The organism is Bacillus sp. PS95, assembly GCF_037963565.1.
In the GTDB taxonomy this organism is placed as follows: domain Bacteria; phylum Bacillota; class Bacilli; order Bacillales; family Bacillaceae; genus Bacillus; species Bacillus subtilis.
On the sequence record NZ_CP150160.1, the window covers coordinates 331,861 to 348,857 of the forward strand.

At 45.9% G+C, this 16,997-nt stretch carries 16 protein-coding genes; 12 read left to right on the forward strand and 4 right to left on the reverse strand.

Translation table 11 applies throughout. From position 1 onward, the window contains the following. Positions 1-99 precede the first annotated feature (99 nt). The 3 genes from amyE to NSQ12_RS01870 all read left to right on the forward strand — a co-directional run bounded on the left by amyE (position 100) and on the right by NSQ12_RS01870 (position 4,878). Positions 100-2,079: an alpha-amylase gene (amyE, locus tag NSQ12_RS01860; RefSeq protein ID WP_339175761.1), complete on the forward strand. Its 1,980-nt coding sequence runs from the start codon at positions 100-102 to the stop codon at positions 2,077-2,079. A gap of 176 nt (positions 2,080-2,255) precedes the next feature. Further along, positions 2,256-3,221, forward strand: coding sequence for an L-lactate dehydrogenase (locus tag NSQ12_RS01865; protein WP_029727056.1), 966 nt, complete (start codon positions 2,256-2,258; stop codon positions 3,219-3,221). A 31-nt stretch (positions 3,222-3,252) separates the two neighbouring features. Then, positions 3,253-4,878 carry an L-lactate permease gene (locus NSQ12_RS01870; protein ID WP_339175764.1) on the forward strand — a complete coding sequence of 542 codons (1,626 nt, stop codon included), beginning with the start codon at positions 3,253-3,255 and terminating at the stop codon, positions 4,876-4,878. Between the two features lie 43 nt (positions 4,879-4,921). Here NSQ12_RS01870 and bmr3 read toward each other — a convergent pair whose 3' ends face one another. Then, positions 4,922-6,460: a multidrug efflux MFS transporter Bmr3 gene (gene bmr3, locus NSQ12_RS01875; RefSeq protein ID WP_003246377.1), complete on the reverse strand. Its 1,539-nt coding sequence runs from the start codon at positions 6,458-6,460 to the stop codon at positions 4,922-4,924. A gap of 112 nt (positions 6,461-6,572) precedes the next feature. On the opposite strand from bmr3, the gene NSQ12_RS01880 reads away from it, so the two are divergent. The 3 genes from NSQ12_RS01880 to NSQ12_RS01890 all read left to right on the forward strand — a co-directional run bounded on the left by NSQ12_RS01880 (position 6,573) and on the right by NSQ12_RS01890 (position 8,571). Continuing rightward, entirely contained in the window at positions 6,573-7,037 is a 465-nt protein-coding gene (locus NSQ12_RS01880) for a MarR family transcriptional regulator (protein ID WP_003246360.1), read from the forward strand. A 73-nt stretch (positions 7,038-7,110) separates the two neighbouring features. Further along, the gene (locus NSQ12_RS01885; protein ID WP_003246469.1) at positions 7,111-7,740 is read left to right on the forward strand and encodes a LysE family translocator; all 630 of its coding nucleotides are present in this window, start codon (positions 7,111-7,113) and stop codon (positions 7,738-7,740) included. Positions 7,741-7,809: 69 nt separating this feature from the next. Next, positions 7,810-8,571 (forward strand): YqcI/YcgG family protein, encoded by a 762-nt coding sequence (locus tag NSQ12_RS01890; protein WP_327842241.1) that lies wholly within the window; start codon positions 7,810-7,812, stop codon positions 8,569-8,571. A 1-nt stretch (position 8,572) separates the two neighbouring features. Here the strand turns inward: NSQ12_RS01890 and NSQ12_RS01895 are convergent, their stop codons facing one another. Continuing rightward, on the reverse strand, positions 8,573-9,913 hold the full coding sequence (locus NSQ12_RS01895) for an amino acid permease (RefSeq protein WP_003234675.1): 1,341 nt from the start codon (positions 9,911-9,913) through the stop codon (positions 8,573-8,575). A 129-nt stretch (positions 9,914-10,042) separates the two neighbouring features. On the opposite strand from NSQ12_RS01895, the gene NSQ12_RS01900 reads away from it, so the two are divergent. Together NSQ12_RS01900 and nadE are read left to right on the forward strand one after the other, a co-directional pair. Next, positions 10,043-10,639, forward strand: coding sequence for a DUF1989 domain-containing protein (locus NSQ12_RS01900; protein ID WP_003246345.1), 597 nt, complete (start codon positions 10,043-10,045; stop codon positions 10,637-10,639). 129 nt (positions 10,640-10,768) lie between these two features. Beyond that, the gene (gene nadE / locus NSQ12_RS01905) at positions 10,769-11,587 is read left to right on the forward strand and encodes an ammonia-dependent NAD(+) synthetase (RefSeq protein WP_019712417.1); all 819 of its coding nucleotides are present in this window, start codon (positions 10,769-10,771) and stop codon (positions 11,585-11,587) included. A 49-nt stretch (positions 11,588-11,636) separates the two neighbouring features. Here nadE and tmrB read toward each other — a convergent pair whose 3' ends face one another. Then, a complete protein-coding gene (gene tmrB / locus NSQ12_RS01910) occupies positions 11,637-12,230 on the reverse strand; it encodes a tunicamycin resistance ATP-binding TmrB (protein WP_160245580.1) in 594 nt (197 codons plus the stop codon). Positions 12,231-12,507: 277 nt separating this feature from the next. Here tmrB and NSQ12_RS01915 point away from each other — a divergent pair, with 277 nt between their 5' ends. After that, complete coding sequence (locus NSQ12_RS01915) at positions 12,508-13,068, forward strand: shikimate kinase (RefSeq protein WP_003246473.1); 561 nt, start codon at positions 12,508-12,510, stop codon at positions 13,066-13,068. 27 nt (positions 13,069-13,095) lie between these two features. On the opposite strand, the gene NSQ12_RS01920 is transcribed toward NSQ12_RS01915, so the two are convergent. Beyond that, positions 13,096-14,052, reverse strand: a complete 957-nt coding sequence (locus NSQ12_RS01920) for a class I SAM-dependent methyltransferase (protein ID WP_326379060.1) — start codon at positions 14,050-14,052, stop codon at positions 13,096-13,098. On the opposite strand from NSQ12_RS01920, the gene NSQ12_RS01925 reads away from it, so the two are divergent. The 3 genes from NSQ12_RS01925 (at position 13,975) to NSQ12_RS01935 (ending at position 16,843) form a co-directional block, all read left to right on the forward strand. Next, positions 13,975-14,949, forward strand: a complete 975-nt coding sequence (locus NSQ12_RS01925; RefSeq protein ID WP_119898983.1) for a LysR family transcriptional regulator — start codon at positions 13,975-13,977, stop codon at positions 14,947-14,949. The genes NSQ12_RS01920 and NSQ12_RS01925 overlap by 78 nt on opposite strands. 71 nt (positions 14,950-15,020) lie before the next feature. After that, positions 15,021-15,977 carry a cephalosporin C deacetylase gene (gene cah, locus NSQ12_RS01930; RefSeq protein WP_015715213.1) on the forward strand — a complete coding sequence of 319 codons (957 nt, stop codon included), beginning with the start codon at positions 15,021-15,023 and terminating at the stop codon, positions 15,975-15,977. Positions 15,978-16,060: 83 nt separating this feature from the next. Then, positions 16,061-16,843, forward strand: a complete 783-nt coding sequence (locus NSQ12_RS01935; protein ID WP_129092922.1) for a nucleotidyltransferase domain-containing protein — start codon at positions 16,061-16,063, stop codon at positions 16,841-16,843. Positions 16,844-16,997: the final 154 nt, after the last annotated feature.

A 16,997-nucleotide genomic window follows, 5' to 3' on the forward strand; every position in this document is an offset into this window, starting at 1 on the left:
TCTTCACATCAGGTTGAAAGGAGGAAGCGGAAGAATGAAGTAAGAGGGATTTTTGACTCCGAAGTAAGTCTTCAAAAAATCAAATAAGGAGTGTCAAGAATGTTTGCAAAACGATTCAAAACCTCTTTACTGCCGTTATTCGCTGGATTTTTATTGCTGTTTCATTTGGTTCTGGCAGGACCGGCGGCTGCGAGTGCTGAAACGGCGAACAAATCGAATGAGCTTACAGCACCGTCGATCAAAAGCGGAACCATTCTTCATGCATGGAATTGGTCGTTCAATACGTTAAAACATAATATGAAGGATATTCATGATGCAGGATATACAGCCATTCAGACATCTCCGATTAACCAAGTAAAGGAAGGGAACCAAGGAGATAAAAGCATGTCGAACTGGTACTGGCTGTATCAGCCGACATCGTACCAAATTGGCAACCGTTACTTAGGTACTGAACAAGAATTTAAAGAAATGTGTGCAGCCGCTGAAGAATATGGCATAAAGGTCATTGTTGACGCGGTCATAAATCATACCACCAGTGACTATGCCGCGATTTCCAATGAGATTAAGAGTATTCCAAACTGGACACATGGAAACACGCAAATTAAAAACTGGTCGGATCGATGGGATGTCACGCAGAATTCATTGCTCGGGCTGTATGACTGGAATACACAAAATACACAAGTACAGTCCTATCTGAAACGGTTCTTAGAAAGGGCTTTGAATGACGGGGCAGACGGTTTTCGATTTGATGCCGCCAAACATATAGAGCTTCCGGATGATGGGAGTTACGGCAGTCAATTTTGGCCGAATATCACAAATACATCTGCAGAGTTCCAATACGGAGAAATCCTGCAGGATAGTGCCTCAAGAGATGCTGCATATGCGAATTATATGGATGTGACAGCGTCTAACTATGGGCATTCCATAAGGTCCGCTTTAAAGAATCGCAATCTGGGCGTGTCGAATATCTCCCACTATGCATCTGATGTGTCTGCGGACAAGCTAGTGACATGGGTAGAGTCGCATGATACGTATGCCAATGATGATGAAGAGTCGACATGGATGAGCGATGATGATATCCGTTTAGGCTGGGCGGTGATAGCTTCTCGTTCAGGCAGTACGCCTCTTTTCTTTTCCAGACCTGAGGGAGGCGGAAATGGTGTGAGATTCCCGGGGAAAAGCCAAATAGGCGATCGCGGGAGTGCTTTATTTGAAGATCAGGCTATCACTGCGGTCAATAGATTTCACAATGTGATGGCTGGACAGCCTGAGGAACTCTCGAACCCGAATGGAAACAACCAGATATTTATGAATCAGCGCGGCTCACATGGCGTTGTGCTGGCAAATGCAGGTTCATCCTCTGTCTCTATCAATACGGCAACAAAATTGCCTGATGGCAGGTATGACAATAAAGCTGGAGCGGGTTCATTTCAAGTGAACGATGGTAAACTGACAGGCACGATCAATGCCAGGTCTGTAGCTGTGCTTTATCCTGATGATATTGCAAAAGCGCCTCATGTTTTCCTTGAGAATTACAAAACAGGTGTAACACATTCTTTCAATGATCAACTGACGATTACATTGCGTGCAGATGCGAATACAACAAAAGCCGTTTATCAAATCAATAATGGACCAGAGACAGCGTTTAAGGATGGAGATCAATTCACAATCGGAAAAGGAGATCCATTTGGCAAAACATACACCATCATGTTAAAAGGAACGAACAGTGATGGTGTAACGAGGACCGAGGAATACAGCTTTGTTAAAAGAGATCCAGCTTCGGCCAAAACCATCGGCTATCAAAATCCGAATCATTGGAGCCAGGTAAATGCTTATATCTATAAACATGATGGGAGCCGGGCAATTGAATTGACCGGATCTTGGCCTGGAAAACCAATGACTAAAAATGCAGATGGAATTTACACGCTGACGCTGCCTGCGGACACGGATACAACCAACGCCAAAGTGATTTTTAATAATGGCAGCGCCCAAGTGCCCGGCCAGAATCAGCCTGGCTTTGATTACGTGCAAAATGGTTTATATAATGACTCGGGCTTAAGCGGTTCTCTTCCCCATTGAGGGCAAGGCTAGACGGGACTTACCGAAAGAAACCATCTATGATGGTTTCTTTTTTGTTCATAAATCAGACAAAACTTTTCTCTTGCAAAAGTTTGTGAAGTATTGCACAATATAAATGTGAAATACTTCACAAATAAAAAGACATCAAAGAGAAACATACCCTGGAAGGATGATTAATGATGAACAAACATGTAAATAAAGTAGCTTTAATCGGAGCGGGTTTTGTTGGAAGCAGTTATGCATTTGCGTTAATTAACCAAGGGATCACAGATGAGCTTGTGGTCATTGATGTAAATAAAGAAAAAGCAATGGGCGATGTGATGGATTTAAACCACGGAAAGGCGTTTGCGCCACAACCGGTCAAAACATCTTACGGAACATATGAAGACTGCAAGGATGCTGATATTGTCTGCATTTGCGCCGGAGCAAACCAAAAACCTGGTGAGACACGCCTTGAATTAGTAGAAAAGAACTTGAAGATTTTCAAAGGCATCGTCAGTGAAGTCATGGAGAGCGGATTTGACGGCATTTTCTTAATCGCGACAAATCCGGTTGATATCCTGACTTACGCAACATGGAAATTCAGCGGCCTGCCAAAAGAGCGGGTGATCGGAAGCGGCACAACACTAGATTCTGCGAGATTCCGTTTCATGCTGAGCGAATACTTTGGCGCAGCGCCTCAAAACGTACACGCGCATATTATCGGAGAGCACGGCGACACAGAGCTTCCTGTTTGGAGCCACGCGAATGTCGGCGGTGTGCCGGTCAGTGAACTCGTTGAGAAAAACGATGCGTACAAACAAGAGGAGCTGGACCAAATTGTAGATGATGTGAAAAACGCAGCTTACCATATCATTGAGAAAAAAGGCGCGACTTATTATGGGGTTGCGATGAGTCTTGCTCGCATTACAAAAGCCATTCTTCATAATGAAAACAGCATATTAACTGTCAGCACATATTTGGACGGGCAATACGGTGCAGATGACGTGTACATCGGTGTGCCGGCTGTCGTGAACCGCGGAGGGATCGCAGGTATCACTGAGCTGAACTTAAATGAGAAAGAAAAAGAACAGTTCCTTCACAGCGCCGGCGTCCTTAAAAACATTTTAAAACCTCATTTTGCAGAACAAAAAGTCAACTAACCGCAACTTTAGAGTAAAGGGCTGATTGTCAATGTGGGAGCAGTTGTATGATCCGTTTGGAAACGAGTATGTGAGCGCACTTGTGGCGCTCACTCCGATTCTCTTTTTTCTTTTGGCTTTAACTGTTTTGAAAATGAAAGGCATTCTTGCGGCATTTCTTACCCTAGCCGTCAGTTTCTTCGTCTCCGTTTTGGCATTTCATATGCCGGTTGAAAAAGCGATTTCTTCTGTTTTGTTAGGAATCGGGAGCGGGCTGTGGCCTATTGGCTACATCGTCCTGATGGCGGTGTGGCTGTATAAAATCGCAGTGAAAACCGGGAAATTTACCATTATTCGGTCCAGCATTGCCGGCATTTCGCCTGACCAACGATTACAGCTATTATTAATTGGTTTTTGTTTTAACGCGTTTTTAGAAGGCGCGGCCGGTTTTGGTGTTCCGATTGCGATTAGTGCGGCGCTGCTCGTCGAACTTGGTTTTAAACCGTTAAAAGCGGCGGCGCTCTGCTTGATTGCAAACGCTGCCTCCGGAGCCTTTGGGGCGATCGGGATTCCTGTCATCACAGGGGCGCAGATTGGTGATTTGTCTGCTCTTGAGCTGTCACGGACATTAATGTGGACACTGCCGATGATCTCATTTTTAATACCATTCCTGCTTGTATTCTTATTAGACCGAATGAAAGGAATCAAACAGACATGGCCCGCTCTTCTGGTTGTGAGCGGTGGGTATACAGCGGTTCAGACACTGACAATGGCGGTGCTCGGGCCGGAATTAGCAAACATTTTGGCGGCCTTATTCAGCATGGGCGGGCTTGCCCTCTTCCTCCACAAATGGCAGCCGAAAGAGATTTACCGCGAGGAAGGGGCCGGCGATGCTGGTGAGAAAAAGGCATACCGTGCCGCTGACATTGCGAAAGCGTGGTCTCCATTCTACATTTTAACTGCGGCGATCACCATCTGGAGCCTTCCAGCCTTCAAAGCGCTTTTCCAAGAAGGCGGGCTGTTATATCAATCAACGCTCCTGTTCAAAATGCCTTTTCTGCATCAGCAAATTATGAAAATGCCGCCGATTGCGCCATCTGCCATGCCGTTAGATGCAGTCTTTAAAGTTGATCTGCTGTCAGCGACTGGTACAGCGATTTTAGCGGCGGTCATTGTGACAGGGCTGTTCAGCAAAAATTTCTCTTATCGGGATGCCTTTGCTTCCTTGAAGGAGACGGGAAAAGAGCTGTGGGTGCCGATTATGACGATCTGCTTCGTGATGGGGTTTGCCAATCTGGCCAATTTCGCAGGGCTCAGCTCTTCAATTGGGTTAGCATTGGCGAAAACAGGAGACCTGTTCCCGTTTGTCAGTCCTGTTCTCGGCTGGATTGGCGTGTTCATCACCGGTTCTGTTGTCAGCAATAATGCTTTGTTCGGCCATTTGCAGGTTGTCACGGGAGCGCAGATCGGTGCGGGTTCAGATTTGCTGTTAGCCGCAAATACGGCGGGCGGTGTCATGGCGAAACTTGTTTCTCCTCAATCTATCGCCATCGCTGCCGCAGCGGTCGGCCAAACAGGCAAGGAATCTAAACTGTTTAAAAGGACAGTGGCGTACAGCCTGATTCTGTTAGTGATTATTTGTATATGGACGTTTATTCTTGCAAGATTTGGAGTGTAATAGAAAAAAGCAGTACATGCCCAGCATGTACTGCTTTTTTATGTTAATTTGCTTTCTTTGTCATTTCGGCTGTTGTTTTCACTCTGGCTTTTCCCATAAATAAAATGGTAACCGCCGCGAGGACAATTGGAATCAAAGCGAGCAAAAAGACATACGTGATACTTGATGACATCGCGTCAATAATGCGATTCAGGATCGCATCAGGAATCTGGGAACGTGTTCCCGCTTGGAATATCTCCTGCGGGTCGCCTATATTTTGCGCAGCGCCTGATCCCGCTGAGCCTTTCATACCGCTGAAGGCGTCATTCAGCTTGTTCGTGAATACGTTTGTTTGCACCGTTCCGAATATGGTGACGCCTAAGGTCATGCCAAATGATCGCAAAAATGAATTTGTAGAGTTTGCCGTTCCCCGAAAGCGGGGTTCAAGATCATTCATCGATGCCGCCGGCAGCAGGGAGAAGTTAAAGCCTACACCAAAGCCTGAAATCATCATAAAGACTGTCAGCCATACCCGTGCTGTGTCAGGCGTCATATTGGAAAGAAGCAGCATGCCGATAAAGAAAGCTATAACAGATATCAGCATCAAATTGCGGAAGCTTGCCTTCGTTTGGAAGATCCCGCCGATCATGCTTCCGATGACTGATCCAATCATCATCGGCGTCAGAATGAAGCCCGCGCTTGTCGCCGAGCTGCCGTAGACCGCCTGAACGAAAATCGGAATAAATACCGCTAAAATAATAAATGTTCCGCCATACAGAAAAGCGAGAATCTGCGCTGTGGCAAACAAGCGGTTCTTAAACATCCAGAAAGAAATAATCGGCTCTTCTGCTTTTCTCTCCACAATAAAAAAGGCAATGAAGAAAACGGCGAATACAATAAACAGCCCAATGATCTGAATGGAGTTCCAATCGTATGTTTTGCCGCCAAGCTCAAGGGCGAACATCAGGCATACAATGGATACGACTAAGGTAATCGCGCCGCCCCAGTCTATTTTCTGCTTTCTGTGCTCCAGAGATTCTTTGTAGTAGCGAATAATGAAAAACAATGACAATGCGCCGATCGGCACATTGATGTAAAACACCCAGTGCCAGCTGATCGAATCTGTAATGATCGCGCCTAAGAGCGGACCAAGAACACTGGATAATCCAAATACAGCACCGAACATGCCGGACATTTTTCCGCGTTTTTCCGGCGGAAACAAATCAAAGATAATGGTAAAGGCAATCGGCAGGAGCGCGCCGCCTCCGATCCCTTGAATGGCCCGGAAGATGATCAGCTGATTCATCGTCTGGGCAATCCCGCATAAAGCAGAACCGATTAAGAAAAAAATAAGTCCAAACAGGAAAAAACGTTTTCGGCCGTACATATCGGAAAGCTTGCCGTAAATCGGCATGCCAGCCATAACCGCCACCATATAGGATGCCGTCACCCAGGCAAATTTATCGAAGCTTCCAAGATCGGCTACGATATTGCCCATCGCGGTGGCAACAATCGTATTGTCCATTGCAGACATCAAGATGCCCAGCAGGAGACCGAGGACCACAAATTTGGTGGAAGCCTGTTTTGCTGTTGTTGTGTCCATTTGTTCTACCTCCTCTTACTTTTCTATGTAAGTTCTGATATCATGATAATAGTTTGATTGTTGAATATCTCGATTATCAAGATAAACTCGATTTTATAGGGAGGACTGTCAGTTGTCAACAAGAAATTCCAGAAGTGAGTTGGAAAAGACTGCTGTTCAGCTTTTTCGAAAACTGGGCACAAGAACGGTTCTGTTTCATCAGGCAGCCGCTCAAGCTCTCGGTCTGTTTCCCACCGATTTGAAATCAGCTGACATTTTAAATGAAGCAGGGCCGATGACGGCCGGAGAGTTGGGGAAAAAAACCGGCCTCAGCACGGGTTCCGTCACGGCGCTTGTTGACCGGCTGGAAAAAGCGGGGTATGTGGCTCGTGAAAAGGACCCGAACGATCGCAGGAGAGTCGTAATCGTCCCTTTGACTGCTTCGAAAAAACATATAAAGGATTTGTTCCGTCCTCTGTCTGAGTCAACGATGGATTTGTGCCGCGAATATACGGAAGAGGAGCTGGAACTCATTTTCAGTTTTGTAGGCAAAGCCGCCGATATTATGGAGGAAGAGCTTGAACGTCTGAAACAGTAAGTGAATTTGTGCATAGCTTGGCCCGTTCCCGAATAAATTGTACAAGTTACATAAGAGAAGGGAGTACGGGCCGGTGAACATTTTTTTGAGCTATATTGTGCTGGGACTGTCCTTGTCTGCGCCTGTGGGACCAGTGAATGCGGCGCAAATAGACAAAGGAATTAAAAACGGTTTTTGGCATGCATGGATTTTCGGTTTAGGCGCCATGACAGCGGATGGGCTGTACATGCTTTTTATCTATTTCGGGCTGTCGCAGTTCTTGACCGCTCCATTTGTGAAAACGTTTTTGTGGCTCTTCGGCTTTTTTGTCCTGACCTATACCGGAATTGAAACGCTTAAAAACGTCAGAGAACCGATGGATGTGCGAAGCTCGCGGGGGAAACCGTCATACAGGAAAACATTCGCATCGGGTTTTCTCATTTCATTGTCAAACCCATTGAGCATCCTTTTTTGGCTTGGAATTTACGGAAGCATTCTTGCGAAAACAGCAGAGGCCTACAATATGAATCAGCTTCTAATCTATAGCTCCGGCATCATGATCGGCATTTTAATCTGGGATTTCTGCATGGCTATCACAGCCAGTACGTTCAGAAACCTGCTTCATGAAAAGCTATTGAGAGGATTGACCGGAATCGCCGGTGTATCCCTCCTTGTGTTTGGCTTTTACTTTGGTTATCAGGGCATCAAACAGTTATTGGGCTGATTCATGAAGGACAGTCACCTGCCGCTTCCAGTTTTAATATAGTATCCAGATGATACTGGAGGTGGATCAATGGTGAATGGGATTTACACCAAAAGTTTTCTGGAACGTATTCAGGAAGAGCTTCCTGAATGGCAAAGAATCGCTTTTGAGCTGCTGGCAGAAACTCTGGGGGACGACGCGGATACGTTTCCGTGCATTCCCGGACGCCAGGCGTTTCTGACTGATCAGCTTCGGATTGCTTTTGCCGGAGATCCGCGGGAAAACCGTACAGCGGAGGAACTGGCTCCGTTGCTTTCGGAGTACGGCAAGATATCGCGGGAAACGGGAAAATACGCATCCCTCGTTGTGTTGTTTGATACACCGGAAGATTTGGCGGAGCATTATTCGATTGAAGCGTATGAAGAGCTGTTTTGGCGCTTTTTAAATAGACTGAGTCATCAAGACGAAAAAGAATGGCCGGAAGACATTCCGGCCGATCCCGAGCATTATAAATGGGAGTTTTGTTTTGACGGCGAGCCGTATTTCATTCTGTGCGCTACACCGGGGCACGAGGCAAGAAGAAGCCGGAGCTTTCCTTTTTTTATGGTCACGTTTCAGCCAAGGTGGGTGTTTGATGACCTAAATGGATCAACTGCATTTGGCCGTAACATGAGCAGGCTGATCCGATCTCGTTTAGAGGCCTATGATCAGGCTCCGATTCACCCGCAATTAGGCTGGTACGGAGGAAAGAATAATCGTGAATGGAAGCAGTATTTCCTCCGTGATGACGAAAAACAGGTATCGAAGTGCCCGTTTTCTTATTTAAAGAACATGTTCAACAAAATGAAATAAATCAAGGACTGGCAGGGCGATCTTTATGACCCTGCTTTTTTTGATAGATCATGGTCACGATGGCGATGATCACGAGAAAACCTATGCTGACGAAAAAACCGGGCCGGCTTGATTTTTCAAACAATGTACCGGACACAGCCGCAGCAATCAGAACCATCGCTAAATAAATTTGCGTTTTTCCCATGCCCTCGGGATCAGTCAGCTTTTTGCTGGAGAACAGGATAAACAGCCAAGTGTATAAAAGCATAAGCCCCGCAGCTGTTGTCATATGCTCATAAATGTTTTTAGGCAGCACTAACGACAGAATAATGGAGAGGACAAGCCCCGCAAACGTCAGCCCAAGTGCCGGCCAGCATATTTTTTTGCCTTCCTTTAGAGTAAAGCATTTCGGCGCGTCGCCGTCATCAGCCATTGTACAAAGCAATGTCGTAACGGCAAAAAGCGAAGCGACAAGGGTCGAGAACCCGGCGATGATGAAAATCCCGTTAAATATATCAAGGATGATCTCAAGGTTATATCCTTTTAATGATGTAATGAACGGACTGTCCTGTTCAGTAAACGCGTGTAACGGAACCAAAAGCAGAGCCAGCCCGATTGAAATAATATAAATAATCGCCAGCGTTGCCAGCATCAGTTTCCCTGATTTAGACGCTTCCTCAGGTTTTTTTAAGTGAACCGCCATCAGCCCCATGACCTCAATTCCGCCAAAAGCGTAAAACGCGTAGATTAAACCTGTCCACAGCCCCATGGCGCCGTATGGGAAAAACTCAATCGTCTTATTTGGAACATGTATGCCATGATTTCCGCCGGACAGGATACCGCATAAAGCCAGGATGGCAATGACAATAAACATAAAAATAGCAGCTGTTTTAATGACTGCCAGCACGTTTTCTGTTTTTTCAAAGACGGACAGGCCGGTGAAAATAATAAGGAGCCCCAGTACTGCGTAGATTGAGGCAAACACCCATAGCGGCACTTGAGGAAACCAATGCTTCGTAAATAGCGAAATGGCTGTCAGTTGGCTTCCGGTAATCAGCATTTCTGATGTCCAGTACACCCAGCCGTTGCTGAAGCCTGCCCATTTGCCGAATGCTTTTCGGGCATACGCACAAAACGAGCCCTTTTCCGGCTGCTTCGCCGATAGCTTGGCGAGCTGTTCAAAGACAAAATACGTACCGATCCCTGCGATCAGAAATGAAAGGAGAACGGAAAAACCGCTTTTTACAATTGCGATGCTGGAACCGAGAAAGAAGCCTGTTCCAATCGTGCAGCCGACTCCGATCAGTGACAGCTGCCACCAAGCCAGATTCCCTTTTGGCTGGTCTTTTTTTGTTTGGCTCATTATTTATTCAACCCCTTTTATCTAAGGTTAGATTGTGATCTGTCCAAAGCTTATATACATCGGATTTTTGCCTCTTTTTACATGGAGAAGGAAGCGGACGCTCATACTAATGAAAAAAGGAGCAAACCAATGACACAGCAATATATTGTGGAGCCGAAAAAAGGGCTTGGGCTGAAGCTGAAAAAGGGTCAGATTTTAAAGGTGGTTGATGTAGAAGGGCAGCAGGTGGCTGATTTTGTCGCATACCATGCCAAGGATTTTTATGAACACCTTGATCAGGGAGCGACGATAGACGCCAATCACTCCATTCATGTGAAGGTCAACGACCATCTCTACTCCAACCTGTATAAGCCGATGTTAACCCTGATTGAAGATACGGTCGGCAAGCATGATCTGCTGTTGCCCGCCTGCCGTCCTGATATGAACAGGCTCTTATATGGGAAGCAAAAGGATGAGTTTCAGGATACGTGCTATGACAATATGAACCGTGCGCTTGAGCAGTTTGGCGTACCGAAGCCTCACATGCATTACCCATTTGCGATTTTTATGAATACTGTCCTTGATGAGAAAGGGAATCTGTCTGTGGAAACGCCGCTTTCGAATGCCGGAGATTATGTAAGGCTCAGGGCGGAGATGGATTTAATTGTCGCGTTTTCTTCCTGCCCGATTGAAAAAGGGAAATGCAATGGCGACAGTGTGACATCCATACGGGTTGAAGTCAGCTGATCTCTCTTGTTCACTGTGAATGAAGACCTGTGCTATATTTAATAGGGATACATAACAGTCATGATTCATTTTCATTGATTTGGGGAAATGATCAGTAACAAGGGAAAATGTACAGGAGGAATGATTGGGATGAGCATGCAGGAAAAGATTATGCGTGAGTTACATGTGAAGCCCTCAATTGATCCAAAGCAAGAAATTGAGGACCGAGTCAATTTTTTAAAACAATATGTAAAGAAAACCGGTGCTAAAGGCTTTGTATTGGGAATCAGCGGCGGACAGGATTCAACACTTGCGGGAAGACTCGCTCAGCTTGCGGTGGAAAGCATTCGCGAAGAGGGCGGAGACGCTCAATTTATCGCGGTCCGTCTTCCGCATGGCACACAGCAGGATGAAGACGATGCCCAGCTTGCTTTGAAGTTTATTAAGCCGGATAAATCATGGAAGTTTGATATTAAATCGACAGTCAGCGCTTTTTCTGAACAGTATCAGCAGGAAACAGGCGATCAGCTGACGGACTTTAATAAAGGAAACGTAAAAGCAAGAACAAGAATGATCGCGCAATACGCGATCGGCGGCCAGGAAGGTCTTCTTGTGTTAGGAACAGACCATGCTGCTGAAGCAGTGACTGGTTTCTTTACGAAGTACGGTGACGGCGGAGCAGACCTCCTGCCGCTGACAGGCTTGACGAAGCGCCAGGGAAGAACCCTGCTGAAAGAGCTGGGTGCACCGGAACGCTTATACTTAAAAGAACCGACTGCCGATCTGCTCGACGAAAAACCGCAGCAGTCGGATGAAACAGAGCTTGGCATTTCCTACGACGAGATTGACGATTATCTCGAAGGAAAAGAAGTATCAGCGAAAGTATCAGAAGCGCTGGAAAAACGCTACAGCATGACAGAACATAAACGCCAGGTTCCGGCGTCTATGTTTGATGACTGGTGGAAATAAGTTGAAGAAAGCCCGCTCTCGGAGCGGGCTTTCGTCGTGTACAGAAGCTTTATTTGATGCGGATATGATTCAGCTTTATCATTAATCTGTCGGTGAACCTTCGGAGGCTGCCTCTCGTATCAGGATCTAATGGGAGTTCGGCTCTCGCGGCAATGTTCTCTGCCACATCCTGAATCGACAGGTTGTCTGTTTGAATGTGGTCCTCAAAAATGGGTGATGATAAACCTTCAACGCAACGGTCAATTTGTTTGGCGGCCCATGAGTTTTTTCCTTCTGCTCTGGTGCGAAGCCTTTTTAACAAGGTTTCCTTTGAAGCCATTAATGTAAAGTGGTGAACGATCCTTCCTTCATGTCTGAGCCTGCCGATGATCTCATTGAAGTATTCAGGATGTACAATCGTCATAGGCACAATAATGATGCCGCGGTATGTATCTGTCAGAGAAGCTAGCAAACTGTAATTGAACGCCCGCCATAAGGGATAGCTTTGAAAATCGTCCTTTGCGATCTCCTGCGGCACCATGGAGCGCAGCGCAAAACCCATTTTCTCGGGATCATACACGTAAGATGGGTTTAGCCTTCTGTGCAGTTCGAAGGCTGTTTGTGTTTTTCCGGAACCGAATGCCCCGTTTATCCAAATGATCATCGCCATTTCTCCCTTCCTATTCATCATACAGAAAAAGACCCTTCAATCGAAGAGTCAGCTGGAAAAACAATAAAGTCGGAAGGTTTTAATGCTTTTTTGCGTCGAAGTATTAAAATACCTGCAGAAATGTTGTACAATGAATGTCATTCAGGCAAAAATGGCTAAACAACAAAGCGCACTATAAGCTTGACCGGTAAAGCCGGTATCTATATAAATATTCGCTAAATAAGCATATAATGAAGATAAAATTTCATTCCTTAGGAGGATTTCGCCGAAGATGAACGCTAAACGAGCCATCCCAGTAAGAGAAAGAAATATCGTCCTGATCGGATTCATGGGTGTAGGAAAAACGACAATCGGCCAATTGGTCGCTAAAAAATTATATAGAGATTTTATCGATATTGACCAACAGATCGAAAAGGATTTCAATATGTCAATTCCTGAGATATTTGAGAAAAAGGGGGAAGACTTTTTCCGGAAAACGGAGAAGGAATATATTTTAGACATCTGCCATCATAAACGATTCAAAATCGTATCTCTGGGCGGGGGATCTTTTAAACAAGAAGAAATCAGAAATTGCTGTCTGGAAAACTGTCTCGTGCTTCATCTGGACCTGTCATGGGAGAACTGGAAGCAGCGCGCGGATTTATTGATCGAAAGCCGCCCTGTACTGCATAACCGTTCAATGGATGAAATGGAACAGCTGTTTAACGAAAGAAAAGTCATTTATGACAAGCACAATTCAAAAGTGGCAACAGACAACCTTTCCCCGGAAGAGGTTGCCGATTACATTGTTGAGACATTAAAAATTGGCTGGGATCTTTATCAGCCGATGTAAAAAGCCGTGCGCAGCGCACGGCTTTTTTTATCGTTTTATCCCTTGTATCAAAATCGCTTTTAAACAAAAGGAGATGGGCTGTCCGTTTTGGTTCAATGTAATACAGAACGTGTCGCGTGCTTCGTCTGATGCGTGATTCAAGTGGGTAATGATTTGTTTTTCTCGGTCAGCGGGGGTTCCGCCTCGTTTGATCCAGCTATCGTATTGAATCGGCAAGTTCCACTTTTGGATGTCTTGATAGGCCAGTTGATTGGCGCTGAACATCGACTGCCATTCTGATAATGAGCTTTCTCGAACATGGGAAGGGTCTCGAAGCCGGTTCAAATGATTGACAAACTCATCAAGAACGGGATCTTCAGGCGCGTAATGATCAACTAAGAGAAAACGTCCGTCCTGTTTTAGTACGCGTGCAATCTCGCTGACAGCTTTGCGGACATCTGAAAAATGGTGGGCTGCGTATCGGCAGGTGGTGATGTCAAATGAATCGTCGGGGAAGGGGAGTGACTCTGCCGTTCCTTGCTGAAAGCGTACGTTTTCAACTCCTTTTTCTTGCGCGAAGGAGGACGCAACCTCAACCATCTCTTTCGTCGCATCAACACCGATGCACTCCTGTACATAAGGAGAAAATGCCAGGGCCGTATGGCCGGCGCCCGCTCCGATATCCAGCACCCGATGCTCTGCCCGGCATTCCGCTGTTTTGATCATCAACCCCAAATCTTCCCCCTCGGCAAATACCTTTTCATCCCGATACATCTCGGCGTTTTTAGAAAACGGTGTTTCATTTGTCATTTGAACCAGCTCCTTCTTTTCGTAAATGATGATATGGATTATGTTAGCAATTTTTGTTATGATTCGTCTAAGATATAAAAATGATGGAAACGATAGGTTCAACCTATGGGGGCTGAAATGGATATTAAAGTGATGGAATATGCAGCGGAAATTGCCCGGCGCCAAAGCTTTACAAAGGCGGCGGAACATCTTCATATCGCACAGCCGTCTCTCAGCCAGCAAATCAAAAAGCTTGAGGCTGAGCTGGGGCTTACCCTTTTTCACAGATCCCATGGCTCTGTTACACTGACACCTCACGGCAGGCGTTTCATTGAAAAAGCCGAGGACATCATTCGTTCCAGAGATGATTTGCTTCGGGAAATGCAGGAGCGATCACAGGGAATCGGTCATAAATTATCCATCGGGATTCCTGCTGTAACAGGGAGATATCTCTTTCCCCCGCTGCTGAAGCAGTTTTTGGCGCGCTATCCTCATGTGGAGGTTCAGCTTGTTGAAAAAGATCCGGTTTCATTAGAGGAGATGACGGCAAAGGGAGAAGTTGACCTTTCTGTTTTATCCTTGCCGATCGAGGATGAACGGCTCTCCATTATACCCTTGCTCACGGAACCGGTTGTTCTCGCGGTGCCGAAGGAAAAACAAAGGTGGATGCCGCCGGAAATGGTCGCTCTGATTGAGAAAGCGCTGGAAGAAGATGAGGGACGCCAGCCGTGCGTGCCGCTTGACATGGTAAGGAACGTGCCCTTTATTCTGTTAAAAGAAGGCTTCGGCTTTCGCAGGACAGTTCTCGATCTCTGTGCGGAAAGCGGCTTTAAGCCGAATGCTGCCTTTAAGACAAGCCATATTGAAACCGCCCAATCTCTTGTGGCTAACGGATTAGGTGTGACAATGGCGCCGAATATGGTCAGAAGGGATAAAGATCCGGGTGTGATCTATTTATCGATTCAATCCGCGCCATCACGAACCCTCGTCTTTGTCTTTTTAAAGAACCGCTATGTCAGTCTGACCGCCCAGGCCTTTATGGAACTAAGCCGGGAAAGTCTTAAACAAACGTTTGATGAAGGCTGTCTGGGAAACAAAGATGAAAATATTTAGAAAACAAAGCCGAAACGTGGTAGTATAGGAATACAAACTAAATCTTATAAAACAAAGGGGAATAATCGGAAATGCAACTATTCGATCTGCCGCTCGACCAATTGCAAACATATAAGCCTGAAAAAACAGCACCGAAAGATTTTTCTGAGTTTTGGAAATTGTCTTTGGAGGAACTTGCAAAAGTCCAAGCAGAACCTGATTTACAGCCGGTTGACTATCCTGCTGACGGAGTAAAAGTGTACCGTCTCACATATAAAAGCTTCGGAAACGCCCGCATTACCGGATGGTACGCGGTGCCTGACAAGGAAGGCCCGCATCCGGCGATCGTGAAATATCATGGCTACAATGCAAGCTATGATGGTGAGATTCATGAAATGGTAAACTGGGCACTCCATGGCTACGCCGCATTCGGCATGCTTGTCCGCGGCCAGCAGAGCAGCGAGGATACGAGTATTTCACCGCACGGTCACGCTTTGGGCTGGATGACGAAAGGAATTCTTGATAAAGATACATACTATTACCGCGGTGTTTATTTGGACGCCGTCCGCGCGCTTGAGGTCATCAGCAGCTTTGACGAGGTTGATGAAACAAGGATCGGTGTGACAGGAGGAAGCCAAGGCGGAGGTTTAACCATTGCCGCAGCAGCGCTGTCAGACATTCCAAAAGCCGCGGTTGCCGATTATCCTTATTTAAGCAACTTCGAACGGGCCATTGATGTGGCGCTTGAACAGCCGTACCTTGAAATCAATTCCTTCTTCAGAAGAAATGGCAGCCCGGAAACAGAAGTGCAGGCGATGAAGACACTTTCATATTTCGATATTATGAATCTCGCTGACCGAGTGAAGGTGCCTGTCCTGATGTCAATCGGCCTGATTGACAAGGTCACGCCGCCGTCCACCGTGTTTGCCGCCTACAATCATTTGGAAACAGAGAAAGAGCTGAAGGTGTACCGCTACTTCGGACATGAGTATATCCCTGCTTTTCAAACGGAAAAACTTGCTTTCTTTAAGCAGCATCTTAAAGGCTGATAAATGTGAAAAGCCGCCGCATATCATCAGGCGGTTTTTTTCTGCAAACTGCCGGAATGAGAACAGACTGGAGACGAATAGATATGAAACAAAGAATCATTGATGAATTAAAACGGATCGAGCAGTCATATGGAGTCAAAATCGTGTATGCCGTCGAGTCAGGAAGCCGCGCATGGGGATTTCCGTCGCAGGATAGTGATTACGACGTCCGCTTTATTTATGTGCCGAAAAAGGAGTGGTATTTTTCAATTGAGCAGGAGCGTGATGTCATTGAGGAACCGATTCACGATTTGTTGGATATCAGCGGCTGGGAGCTGAGAAAAACGCTTCGGCTTTTCAAAAAATCAAACCCTCCGCTCCTCGAATGGCTGTCCTCAGACATTGTGTATTACGAAGCATTTACGACCGCAGAGCAGTTAAGAAAACTGCGCACGGAGGCATTTAAGCCTGAAGCAAGCGTGTATCACTATATCAATATGGCGAGAAGGAACGTCAAGGATTATCTACAAGGACAAGAGGTCAAAATTAAAAAGTACTTCTACGTTCTTCGGCCTATTTTGGCCTGCCAATGGATTGAAAAGCACGGAACCATACCGCCAATGGACTTTACTGTTTTGATGAATGAACTTGTTGCTGAACCCGAGCTGAAGGCTGAAATGGAAACTTTGCTTGAACGGAAAAGAAGAGGGGAAGAGCTTGACCTCGAAGCAAGAATCAATGTTATTCACCAATTCATTGAAACGGAAATCGAAAGAATCATGGAAGAGGCAAAAGAACTGAAGGCAGAGAAAAAAGATATGACACCTGAATTGAACCGTTTGCTTTTGAATACGGTTGAAGAAGTGTGGAAGGATGGAGGAAGCTGATGTTTTTTGTCGCTTCCTTTTCTCCTTTATTCGACAGAATCCCCCCCGACTTTCTAACTATCTGATTGTGGCAAACCCACAAAAATAATCAGAATCTTTGTATTTTGAGAATATTGTGAACGTCGGTTTTGTCCATTTACAATAAACTCATACA